Annotated in this window: 11 protein-coding genes; 2 read left to right on the forward strand and 9 right to left on the reverse strand. The window is 64.2% G+C overall.

Annotated features, from left to right (window positions below; translation table 11 throughout):
- Positions 1 to 38 precede the first annotated feature (38 nt).
- The 9 genes from tatC to YUU_RS0140505 all read right to left on the reverse strand — a co-directional run bounded on the left by tatC (position 39) and on the right by YUU_RS0140505 (position 9,217).
- Positions 39 to 845, reverse strand: a complete 807-nt coding sequence (tatC, locus tag YUU_RS0140465; RefSeq protein WP_027527369.1) for a twin-arginine translocase subunit TatC — start codon at positions 843 to 845, stop codon at positions 39 to 41.
- Positions 842 to 1,402: a Sec-independent protein translocase protein TatB gene (gene tatB, locus YUU_RS0140470; RefSeq protein ID WP_027527370.1), complete on the reverse strand. Its 561-nt coding sequence runs from the start codon at positions 1,400 to 1,402 to the stop codon at positions 842 to 844. Before tatB ends, tatC begins: the two co-directional genes overlap by 4 nt.
- Before the next feature lie 83 nt (positions 1,403 to 1,485).
- A complete protein-coding gene (locus YUU_RS0140475) occupies positions 1,486 to 1,719 on the reverse strand; it encodes a twin-arginine translocase TatA/TatE family subunit (protein ID WP_027527371.1) in 234 nt (77 codons plus the stop codon).
- A gap of 165 nt (positions 1,720 to 1,884) precedes the next feature.
- Positions 1,885 to 2,628, reverse strand: coding sequence for an SMC-Scp complex subunit ScpB (gene scpB / locus YUU_RS0140480; protein ID WP_027527372.1), 744 nt, complete (start codon positions 2,626 to 2,628; stop codon positions 1,885 to 1,887).
- A 20-nt stretch (positions 2,629 to 2,648) separates the two neighbouring features.
- Positions 2,649 to 3,488 carry a ScpA family protein gene (locus YUU_RS0140485; protein WP_027527373.1) on the reverse strand — a complete coding sequence of 280 codons (840 nt, stop codon included), beginning with the start codon at positions 3,486 to 3,488 and terminating at the stop codon, positions 2,649 to 2,651.
- Positions 3,485 to 4,513 carry a beta-N-acetylhexosaminidase gene (gene nagZ, locus YUU_RS0140490; protein WP_027527374.1) on the reverse strand — a complete coding sequence of 343 codons (1,029 nt, stop codon included), beginning with the start codon at positions 4,511 to 4,513 and terminating at the stop codon, positions 3,485 to 3,487. The genes YUU_RS0140485 and nagZ overlap by 4 nt, the downstream gene beginning before the upstream one ends.
- Positions 4,514 to 4,565: 52 nt before the next feature.
- Positions 4,566 to 6,059 carry an SPOR domain-containing protein gene (locus tag YUU_RS0140495; protein WP_027527375.1) on the reverse strand — a complete coding sequence of 498 codons (1,494 nt, stop codon included), beginning with the start codon at positions 6,057 to 6,059 and terminating at the stop codon, positions 4,566 to 4,568.
- A 149-nt stretch (positions 6,060 to 6,208) separates the two neighbouring features.
- Positions 6,209 to 7,999: an arginine--tRNA ligase gene (gene argS / locus YUU_RS0140500; protein ID WP_027527376.1), complete on the reverse strand. Its 1,791-nt coding sequence runs from the start codon at positions 7,997 to 7,999 to the stop codon at positions 6,209 to 6,211.
- A gap of 9 nt (positions 8,000 to 8,008) precedes the next feature.
- On the reverse strand, positions 8,009 to 9,217 hold the full coding sequence (locus YUU_RS0140505; RefSeq protein ID WP_027527377.1) for a deoxyguanosinetriphosphate triphosphohydrolase: 1,209 nt from the start codon (positions 9,215 to 9,217) through the stop codon (positions 8,009 to 8,011).
- Positions 9,218 to 9,326: 109 nt separating this feature from the next.
- Here YUU_RS0140505 and erpA point away from each other — a divergent pair, with 109 nt between their 5' ends.
- Positions 9,327 to 9,656: an iron-sulfur cluster insertion protein ErpA gene (erpA, locus tag YUU_RS0140510; RefSeq protein WP_027527378.1), complete on the forward strand. Its 330-nt coding sequence runs from the start codon at positions 9,327 to 9,329 to the stop codon at positions 9,654 to 9,656.
- Between the two features lie 680 nt (positions 9,657 to 10,336).
- The gene (locus YUU_RS0140515) at positions 10,337 to 11,119 is read left to right on the forward strand and encodes an alpha/beta fold hydrolase (RefSeq protein ID WP_027527379.1); all 783 of its coding nucleotides are present in this window, start codon (positions 10,337 to 10,339) and stop codon (positions 11,117 to 11,119) included.
- Positions 11,120 to 11,477 lie beyond the last annotated feature (358 nt).

An 11,477-nucleotide genomic window follows, 5' to 3' on the forward strand; every position in this document is an offset into this window, starting at 1 on the left:
CGCTTTCGCGGGGAATGACAGCCAAAGGATGCGGTGCCTTATTCCGCTGGGTTGGCGCTCGACGAGGCGCCGCTGGAAGCCTGCGAAGCCGCCGCCTTCTTCTCCACCATCGATACCGCGATGATCGAGCCCTCATAGAGCGCCAGCAAGGGAATCGCGAGCGAGCACTGGCTCAGCACGTCCGGCGGGGTCAGGACGGCCGCGATGATGAAGGCGATGACGATGAAATAGCGGCGCTTCTCGCGCAGCATCTTCGAGGTGATGATGCCGATGCGGCCGAGCAGCGTCAGGATCACCGGGAGCTGGAAGGCGATGCCAAAGGCGAAGATCAGCGACATCATCAGCGACAGATATTCGCCGACCTTGGGCAGGAGCTGAATCTGCGCGGTCTCGTCGCTGCCGGTCTGCTGCATGCCGAGCGAGAAGCGGATCAGCATCGGCAAGACGACGAAATAGACCAGCATCGCGCCCAGCACGAAGAAGAACGGGGTCGCGACCAGATATGGCAGGAAAGCCTGCTTCTCGTGCTTGTAGAGGCCGGGCGCCACGAACTTGTAGATCTGCGTGGCGACGATCGGGAACGAGATGAAGCCGGCACCGAACAGCGCGAGCTTGAGCTGGGTGATGAAATATTCCAGCAGCGCCGTGTAGATGAACTTCGAATTCTCGGGCCCGGCGACCCACACGAACGGCCAGACCAGCACGTTGTAGATCTGCTTGGCGAAGAAGAAACAAAAGATGAACGCGATGCCAAAGCCGAGCAACGCCTTGATCAGCCGCGAGCGCAGCTCGATCAGATGGTCCATCAACGGCGCCTTGCTGGCCTCGATGTCGGCGTCGGTCATGACGCTTTGGCGTCCTTGATCGCTTCGGGTAGCGCCGTGTCTTGGACTACAGTGTCCTGGGTCACAGGAGCCGGCTCAACCTCGCGGGTGATCGCGAGCGGTTCATTTGCCGCCGCATGTGCCTCCGCTTCCACAAAGGTCGCGGGCGTCGGGGCTTCCGGTGTCGTGGGCATCACCGGCGCTTCGCCTGAAGTCGCCGGCGCTTCGCTTGAAGTCGCCGGCGGCTCGATCGCGGGCGTGGCCGCGGTCTCCGCAGGCTTGTCGATGTCCTCGATACGCAGCGCCTCGTTGACGTCCTTCGTGAGCGAGGTCATCAAATTGTTGCTGGTGAAGCCGGAGGCAGCTTCCTTGACCTCGTCAAAGCTCTTCTTGAGGTCGGCCATTTCGGCCTCGCGCATGGCTTCCTGAAATTGGCCCTGGAATTCGGCGGCCATCTTGCGGGCCTTGCCCATCCATTGGCCGACCATGCGCAAGACACCGGGGAGCTCCTTCGGGCCGATGGCAACCAGCGCAACGACCGCGATGAGGACCAGTTCACTCCACCCGATGTCGAACATGAAGTCTTCCGTTCAGGCAAGCCGCGATTAGCCCAATCCTCGATGCACGGGATCGGGACCGCCCACGTCTGCCGATCTTTGGCTCAGACGGCCTTGCTGCCGACGTCGGACCGTGCCGCAGTCGGCGCGGCATTGTGCTCGATGGACTTGGCGGGGTCGGGCTTGTCGGCAACCTTGTCGTCGTCCTGCATGCCCTTCTTGAACGCCTTGATGCCCTGCGCCACGTCGCCCATCAGATCCGAAATCTTGCCGCGGCCGAACAGCAGCAGGACCACTGCGATCACCAAGATCCAGTGCCAAATGCTAAGCGAACCCATCCTGCAACCCTCCAAACGCGCATGGCCGGGGACCCGGCCGATCTTCACCGAAACCTAGGCTTCGCAGGTGTCAAAAACAAGGACCAAGGCAGCGCCAATTCGCTGTTGGCACTACGCAATCTTGCTAGTGTTAACTGGTCGGGCAGACCGTAGAACGACGGGCCGTCAGCCCTCGTCGCTGCCCTCGCCGCCGCCTTGCGGCGTCTCCGGTTCCGGCTCGGGCGCGGGCGCCAGCGCAAGGTCCAGATCGTCGCCGGGCTCGAGCGGATCCTCGTCCTCACGCAGCGCCGGGTCGTCCGACGGCGTCGGCACGCTGAAACCGGTCGGCAGACGCGAATCCAGAAGACCGGTACCCTTCAACTCCTCGAGGCCCGGCAGGTCACCGAGTTGTTCCAGGGTGAACTGCGACAGGAAATCCTCGGTGGTTCCGAAGGTCAGCGGACGGCCCGGCGTCTTGCGGCGGCCGCGCGGCTTGATCCAGCCGGTCTCGAGCAGCACGTCGAGCGTGCCCTTCGAGGTCACGACGCCGCGGATCTCCTCGATCTCGGCGCGGGTCACCGGCTGGTGATAAGCGATGATTGCCAGCACCTCGATCGCCGCACGCGACAGGCGGCGGGTCTCGGTGCTTTCGCGCGTCATCAGCCAGGCAAGATCGCCGGCGGTGCGGAAGGTCCATTTGTTGGCAACGCGCACGAGGTTCACGCCACGCGTCGCATATTCGGCCTGCAACTGCGCAAGCGCAGCCTTCACGTCGACGCCATCAGGCATGCGCTTGGCAAGGGTCGCGGTATCCAGCGGCTCGCTGGACGCAAACAGCAGCGCTTCGAGAAGCCGCAACTCTTCGGGACGTGCCTGGGGCTCGTTGTCCATCGGCTCGACCTCTTCTACCCGAACTTCCGCCAAGGCCATGGCAGCTTCTCCTTCCTCAACTAACCGACCGGTGCTTCAGGCGCGGGAGGCGCACCTGTTACCGGTTGATGCCGCCCCTTTCGGAAATAGAGCGGCGCGAACGCCTCTTTCTGGTTCAGTTCCAGCTGGCCTTCCCGCACCAGTTCGAGCGCGGCGGCAAAGCTCGAGGCGAACACCGTCGCACGCTGCGACGGATCGGCGACATAGCGGATGAGAAAGTCGTCGAGACGACCCCAATCGTCCGATTCGGTAAGGCCCCCGACCAGCCGCTCCAGCGAGGCGCGGGCTTCGGCGAGTGACCACACCGTGCGCTTGGCGAGATGCACGCTCGCCAGCACACGCGACTGGCGCTGCGTGGCGTAGGCCGTGAGCAGGTCGTAGAGGGTCGCAGTGTATTTCGGATGCTTGACCTCGGCGATCTGTTCAGGCTCGCCGCGCGGGAAGATGTCGCGCAACAATTGCTGCCTGTTCATCAGCCGGTTCGCCGCTTCGCGGATGGCCTCGAGCCGGCGCAGGCGATTGGCGAGCGCGGTGGCCATCTCCTCCGCGCTCGGACCTTCCGCAGTCGGCGGTTCCGGCAGCAAGAGGCGCGATTTCAGGAAGGCAAGCCAGGCCGCCATAACGAGATAGTCGGCCGCAAGCTCGAGCCGGATCTTTCGCGCAGCTTCGATGAAGTGGAGATACTGATCGGCGAGCGCCAAGATCGAGATCTTGGCGAGGTCGACCTTCTGCTGTCGCGCCAGTGCGAGCAGCAGATCGAGCGGACCCTCATAGCCCTCGACATCGACGACCAGCGCCGGTTCACCCTCGGCGAGCTCGGCGGGCCGCCCGGTTTCAAACGATAGGATTTCTGCGGTCATGCGGATGCCGTGTTCGCCTGTGCGATCAATGCGTCGAGTTCGGCCCGCGTCGCCGCCCGCTCGAACGGCTGCGGCGCCTTACGCGCGGCCAGCGCCCTGTTCGCGCGCTCCACCGCCTTGCCCGACAATTCGGGCGTTTGGCCGGCGACCTCGTGCATTTCCTCGATATTCCCGTTGCAATGCAGGACCATGTCGCAGCCGGCTGCAAAAATCGAACGCGTGCGCTCGGTAATGGTGCCCGCCAATGCGTTCATCGACACGTCATCACTCATTAACAAACCCTGGAACCCGATCACGCCACGAATCACCTGCTGGACCATTGTCGCAGATGTCGTCGCCGGATGGGCGGGGTCGAAAGCGCTAAACACAACATGTGCAGTCATTGCCATCGGCAGGTCAGCCAATGGCTTGAACGCGGCAAAATCGGTGCGCTCCAGCTCATCCCTTGGCGTGTCTACCGTCGGCAGCCGGAAATGCGTGTCGGCCGTCGCGCGGCCATGGCCGGGGATGTGCTTGAGGACCGGCAGCACGCCGCCCTGCTCAAGCCCGTCCGTGACGGCGCGGGCGATCGCCGCAACCTTGGCTGGTTCGGTTCCATAGGCCCGGTTGCCGATCACGGCGTCGGCGCCCGCGACCGGCACGTCGGCGAGCGGCAGGCAGTCCACGGTGACGCCAAGATCGGCCAGATCAGCCGCGATCAGCCGGGCACTGAGGCGCGCAGCCGTCAGCCCAAGCGCCGAATCAATATCGTAAAGCTTTCCGAACACAGCGCCGGACGGATAGACCGGCCAGTGCGGCGGGCCGAGCCGCTGCACCCGCCCACCCTCCTGATCGATCAGGACGGGGGCATCCGGAGAGCCTGCGACGCCGCGCAATTCCTGAACAAGCGAAGCGACTTGAGCCGGGGTCCCGATATTCCTCTTAAAGAGGATGAATCCCCACGGACGTTCGGTACGGATAAAATCCCGCTCTGCGGCGGTCAATTCCGTTCCGGAAACGCCGGTAATGAAGGCCCGCGTGCTCATAGTCGCCGATTAACCCTACCCCGCTAGGGGGTCAAGGAAACGGCCGATAATACTACGGGATAAAGCACTGGCCGCCGGCCGCCTTCAGCTCCGTGCAGAACTGAGCGGCTTCCTGGCGGGTCCGGTACGGACCGACCATGGCGCGATACTTCACCTTGTTGTCGGCCAAATCCACCCGCTTGATCACCGGCGAACGCGATCCGAGCGCCGACGGGAACTTGCCCTGGAGCACGCGGAAGGAATCCCGCGCCGCGGATTCGGTGTCCTGGGACGATATCGAGACCATGTAGCTGCCACCGCCCTCAGCCGGAGCGGGGGCGATCTGCGTCGGATTGGTCGCGGCTATCCGGGTCGGCGGCGCGGACGGGTCCGGCGTCCCAGCCTGCGGCGCCAGCGACATCGGCTGGTTGGCGCTGGCATTGGCCGAGGTCGGCGGATTGCGTGGCGCTGCCGTCGCGGCGGCTGCTTTCGGAGCCGCGGCCTGCTTGGCTGCGGCCGCAGCCGGCGCGGGCGTGCTGTCGGTTTGGTCACCCTTCACCGCAAGCGTCCTTACCCGGCGCGGCTCGCTGTTGGGCATCGTGCCGTTATTGGGCGCGGCGCTTGGGGGCGGCACGGCCGACGGTGAGACGCTCGCGACCGGCGGCGGATTGGCGTTCGGATTGAGCGGCGGGAAAACGACGCGCGGGCCGCCGGACCTGGCGTTGACGTCGATTGGCGCTTCCTCGCGCGGCACGATCTTTTCGCTGCCGTCACCGGTGACCATGCGATCAGGCACCTTGGCGGAGCCATCGGCGGGCGCCGGCACGACCTTGGTCGGCGTGTTGTCTGCCTTGATGATCGGCGGTTCACCGCTGCGGGGCGATCCCAGGTAGGTCTTGTAGGCGAAGGCGCCCCCGGTTCCGACCACGGCCAGGGCAAGGATGGCCGCAACGGTCATCAGCCCGCCGCGCTTCTTCTGCGGAGCCTCGTCCTCGAGCTCATCCTCGGGATAGTCGCTTTGATAGGCGTAAGGATCGTCCGGATAGGACGGATCGCGCTGGAAATCCTGCTGCCCCGCTTCGAGCTGGCCATAGAGCGCGTCGTCATAGCGCGACGGATCGATCGGATCGTCGTGCTCGGGATAGGCCTGGGGCTCCTGGTAATCCGGCTCCGGTGCGGATTGCTGTGCCGGGAAGCGCTGCAACGGATGCTCTGAGTTCACGGCCGGCGCGTAGCGCGGCTGCTCGGCCACAGGCGGCTGCGGCTGGACGTTGGCACGCCGCATCCAGGACGGCGGTCCGGGCGGCGGTGGCGGCTCCTCGTATTGATGATCTTCGTAGCTCTCTGGAGCGTAGCTTTGCGCGTGCGGAGGCGGCTGGTACGGCTCGGGCGCCGGTGGAGTTGGCGGCCTCGCGGCGGGCCGGCCCTGCGTCGCGAACGGATCAGTCTGCCCGATCAGGCGCGCGAGTTCGGCCAAGGGATCGTTGTCTGCCCTGCCATACTGATCGCCACCGCGATCATAGTCATCGGAAGGATACGGTCTGTCCTGATATCGTCGATCGGCCATCGTGATGATGCGTCCCCTTCGGGAAAGCCGCCAGTCCTCGACCCGAACAGCGGCCTTCACCCACAAGGCATTCAACCAAGTCGCATTACGTACGCGAGCCGGCTTCTGCCGGTTAGCCCCACAAATTCCCTGAAGTAGTTCGCCCCAAACTACCGCATCTCGTCCGGGGCATGGACGCCGAGAATGGCGAGGCCCGATGCCAGGACCGAGACGACGCCCTGGACCATTGCCAGCCGCGCCTTTGTAAGCTGTGCATCATTATTGATAATGAAGCGTAAATAGGGCAGATCGCGCCCCTTCGTCCAAAGCGCGTGAAATTCGCTGGCTAAATCATAGAGATAAAAGGCAATTCGGTGCGGTTCGTGGGCCGCGGCGGCCGCTTCGACGGTCCGCGGATAAATTGCGAGCCGGCGCAACAAATCGAGTTCCACCGGGTCCGAGAGGCGCTCCATCGCGGAATCCAGCAACCAGGCGATCCGCGATTCGGTCGTCTCCGGCAGATCCGGAAATACCTCCGCCCTTGCGTTGCGGAAGATCGAGTGGCCGCGGGCGTGGCCGTACTGGACGTAAAACACCGGGTTGTCGCGCGACTGCTCGATCACCTTGGCGAGGTCGAAATCGAGCACCGCATCGTTCTTGCGGTAGAGCATCATGAAGCGGACGGCGTCCCGGCCGACTTCATCCACCACCTCACGCAAGGTGACGAAGTCACCGGCGCGCTTGGACATTTTGACCGGCTCGCCGTTGCGCAAGAGCTTCACGAGCTGGACGATCTTGACGTCGAGCGCAGCCTTGGTGGCCGTGACGGCCTTCACGGCGGCCTGCATGCGCTTGATGTAGCCGCCATGGTCGGCGCCCCACACGTCGATCATGTCGGCAAAGCCGCGATCGAACTTGTTCTTGTGATAGGCGATGTCGGACGCGAAATAGGTGTAGGAGCCGTCCGACTTGATCAGCGGACGGTCGACGTCGTCGCCGTAAGCCGTGGCCTTGAACAGAAGCTGCTCGCGGTCTTCCCAATCCTCGACCGGCGCGCCCTTCGGCGGCGGCAGGCGGCCCTCGTAGATGTCGCCCTTGGCGCGCAGGAAATCGATGGTCTCGGCGACCTTGTTGTTGCCGCCCTCGATCAGCGAGCGCTCGGAGAAGAACACGTCGTGGCGGATGTTGAGGGCCGCGAGATCGCCCTTGATCTCGTCCATCATCATCGCGATCGATTTTGACCGCACGGCCGGGAGCCATTCGGCTTCACTCACGGTGCGCAGCTTGTCGCCGTGCTCCTTCGCCAGCGCCTCGCCGACCGGCTTGAGATAGTCGCCGGGATAGAGCCCCTCCGGGATCGGACCGATGTCCTCGCCGAGCGCCTCGCGATACCTCAGGAACGCCGAACGTGCGAGCACGTCGACCTGGGCGCCGGCGTCGTTGATGTAATATTCGCGGGTGACGTCGTGGCCGGCGAAATCCAGCAGGCTCGCCAGCGCATCGCCAAACACGGCGCCGCGGCAATGGCCGACATGCATCGGCCCGGTCGGGTTCGCCGAGACGTATTCGACATTGACCTTCCCGCGCCCACTCAGGCGACCGTAGCTGGCCCCCTCGCGCAGCAAGGTGCGCAGCGCTTCCGCCCAGGCGGACGGCTTGAGCGTCAGGTTGATGAAGCCGGGCCCGGCCACATCGACCTTGGCGATCAGCGCATCCGCACGCAGACGCTCCGCGATCTGCTCGGCGAGATCGCGCGGCTTCGCCTTGGCCTCTTTCGCCAGCACCATCGCGGCGTTGGTCGCCATGTCGCCATGGGACGGATCGCGCGGCGGCTCGACCACCACGCGCGAGAAATCGACGCCCTCCGGCCAGATGGCCTGCGCAGCGAGCGTGCGGCAGGCGGCGTGCACGCGCGCGAGCACGTCGGCAAAAAGGTGCAGCGATGAGGGTGTGTCGGCCATGGCCGCCGCCTAACGCAAATCCGGGGTCGAGTCAAAGAGCCGCTGGTGCTCGGTCAGGGCGAAACGGTCGGTCATTCCGGCAATGAAATTGCCGATCCGGCGCGCCCTGCCCGCCTCGTCCTCACCCTCCGCCCCGGCCAGCCATTCCGCCGGCAGTTCGCCCGGCGAGGCCTGGTACTTCGCGAACAGGTCGAACAGGATCTGTTCCGCCTCCCCCATCACCCGCATCACCCGCTTGTGACGGTACATGTGCTGATAGAGGAAGGTCTTGATCGCCGCCTCCTCGCCCGCCATCGCTGGCGGGAAGGCGATCATCGCCCGGCTCTGCTGGCGCACGTCCTGGGCTGATTGCGGCTGGATCGCCGCAAGATTCGCCTTTGCCTCGGCGAAGACGGCGCCGATCAGATGCGAAATCAGCTCGCGGACCAGCTCGGCGCCTCGCCTGACATCCTCAAGATTTGGATAGTGCGCACCGATCTCGGCGATGATCTCGGCCATCAGCGGGATCGTCTTGAGGTCGTCGACCCCAAACAGGCCTGCGCGCAGGCCGTCATCGATATCGTGGGCGTCGTAGGCGATGTCGTCGGCGATCGCCGCGACCTGCGCCTCCAGCGAGGCAAAGCTCCAGAGCTCCAGATCGTACGTCTTGACGTAGTCGGCGATGCCGACGGGAACGCCGTGCTCGCGGTAGCGTCCGACCGGCGCACCGCCGCGATCGGTCAGCGGGCCGTTATGCTTGACGATGCCCTCGAGCGACTCCCAGGTCAGGTTGAGGCCGTCGAATTCGGGATAGCGGTGCTCGACCGCCGTGATGACGCGCAGGGTCTGCGCGTTGTGGTCGAAGCCTCCGGAGTTCTCAAGGCAGGCATCGAGCGCCCGCTCGCCGGCGTGCCCGAAGGGCGGATGGCCGAGATCATGCGCGAGCGCCAGGGTCTCCGTGAGGTCCTCGTCGAGCCCCAGCTGCCGGGCCAGCGCACGGGCGATCTGTGCGACCTCGAGAGAATGGGTCAAGCGGGTGCGGTAGTGATCGCCCTCGTGGAACACGAATACCTGGGTCTTGTACTTCAGGCGGCGGAAGGCGGTGGAATGGATCACCCGGTCGCAATCCCGGCGGAACGGGCTGCGGGTGCGGCTCGGCGGCTCGGCGACCAGCCGGCCGCGGCTGCGATCGGGATCGCAGGCATAGGGCGCGCGGGGGGCAGCCATTCCGACGGACACGGTGAATTTAGTCCCTATCCATTTGATTCTGCGGACCCTTGCACTTAACTATGACGGACGCGGGATACCAAATGAATTGGGTATGACGCGGGACTATTGGAGTAGGACGATGACGACTGCCGTGACCATCAGCGACCGGGCCGCGCGCCGGATTGGGGAGATCCTCAAGGGCGAAGGCACCGGCGCCATGCTGCGGATCTCGGTCGAGGGCGGCGGGTGCTCCGGCTTCCAGTACAAGTTCGACATCGAGCGTGACCGCACCGACGACGACCTCGTCATCGAGCGCGACAACGCAGTCGTCCTGGTGGACTCGGCGTCGCAGCCGTTCCTGGCGGGCTCCGAGGTCGACTTCGTCGACGACCTGATCGGCGCCTCCTTCCGCGTCAACAATCCCAACGCCACCGCGTCCTGCGGCTGCGGCACCAGCTTCTCGATCTAGTCCTTCTTCAAGAAACCATCCGAGCCCTCATCCTGACGGCTTGCGATGTTTTCTCGTCATTCCGGGGCGCAACGAAGTCGCAAGCTATGATGCGCAATTGCGCATCTGAGAATCCATCGGGCCGCAGAGATGGCCGCGCAATGGATTTCGAGCTCCCGCTGACGCGCGCCCCCATTGCGCACTTGCGCAATGTGGAATGACGAAGGGAGAGAGCGAAACCCCGCACTCAGTCCCTCATCCTGAGGAGGCCGCTAAAGCGGCCGTCTCGAAGGATGGCCACACCTGAGAGCCGGGCTTCATGGTTCGCACGGCGATGCGCAGCATCGTCAGGAGACGCGCTTCGCGCTCCTCACTATGAGGTCCCAGTAAGGCTAGCCGAACTCAAAATCTGAAAAACAACCCCATGCAAAGTAGCCGGAGAGCCGGCACGATACATTTCGGGTTTGGCGAAACTATTTGACACGTCGAGCAAACCAGGGGCAACATGTGATCGTCGCGAGAGCCCCAAGGACGGGGGCTCGGGCCAGACACACGCTCGGCGGGTCCGACACAGTCTGACGCCGAAGCGGCCCCTGCCGCAGTCCAATCATTCGAGAAGGTTCGAATCTCGCCAGCGGCGCCACTTAGATTAAGGACTCGCCAGAGACACCTGGACATGTCGGTGAATACGGAGATGGTCCATGAAACTCGCGCATGACGGCATCCAGCTCTCGTTCGACATCGCCGGGGCGGGACCGCTTCAATTCCTGTTCGTCCATGGCCTGGGCGGGGATCGCACGCACTTTGCGCCGCAGATGGAGTATTTCGCCCGTCAAGGTCGGGCGTTGAATGCCGAGCTGCGGGGGCATGGTGAGAGCGACAAGCCGCAACAGGCGTATTCGATCGAAGGCTTCGCCGATGATCTCGTCTGGCTGTGCAACCGACAGCAGATCACAAAGCCGGTCATCGTGGGTCAAAGCATGGGTGGCAACATGGCGCTCGAAATCGCCGCCCGCTATCCGGACTTTCCTGCAGGCCTGGTGCTGCTCGATTCAGGGGTGCTCTTCCCTGCCTCAGCAGGGACGGTGTTCGCCGGGTATCTGGAGGGCTTAAGGGGCGCGGATTTTGCGGACGAGGTACGGAAAATTGTGGCGGACTCCTGTCTGCCGACCGACAGATGCCGCGCCCATGTTGAACAGACCTTTCTGGCGACGCCACAGCACGTGCTGGTGTCCACGTTTACAAGTCTGTTCCCCTGGGATGTGCATCGGGCGCGTGAGTGCGCCCAGGCGTGCCGGGTCCCGGTGCTCTACATCGAAGCGGCCCATCGGCTCGCGGATCTGGATCATTTTGCGGCGCTGTGCCCGCAACTGGTCACGGCCAAGGCCGTCGGCTCCGGGCATTTCCTGTCGCTGGAAGTGCCGGAGCAGATCAACCCGATGATCGACCGGTTTATCTCGCTCTACGTGCGAAGACCCGAGTAAGTTTCAAATTACGGTGACACCCATTAGCCGGTCGGTCGTCAAGGGCGCAGCGCATTTTTTTTGGCAGCGCTAGCTGNCAATTTCTTCATTCGTCGCTTTCAGCTGCGGTGCTCGAACCGCACCCGTTTCTTCGATTGATGGCTGCGTCCGTATCGCGGATCGCGCCAGACACCCATCGGGATCAAGCATCGGGCCCAAAATGAGGCCTGCGCCCTGGCGGCATGGCCGCCCCAGAAGAACGTTGGTACCGCCCCGTATCCAAAAGAGTTTCACAGAACCGTGGCTGCCGGCGAGCCGGCGCCAATCTCCGGATGGCTTACGGTTCGGGCGATCCGCTGTCACCGCGGCTGGTGACGGC

This window comes from Bradyrhizobium sp. Ec3.3, from assembly GCF_000472925.1.
Lineage (GTDB): Bacteria > Pseudomonadota > Alphaproteobacteria > Rhizobiales > Xanthobacteraceae > Bradyrhizobium.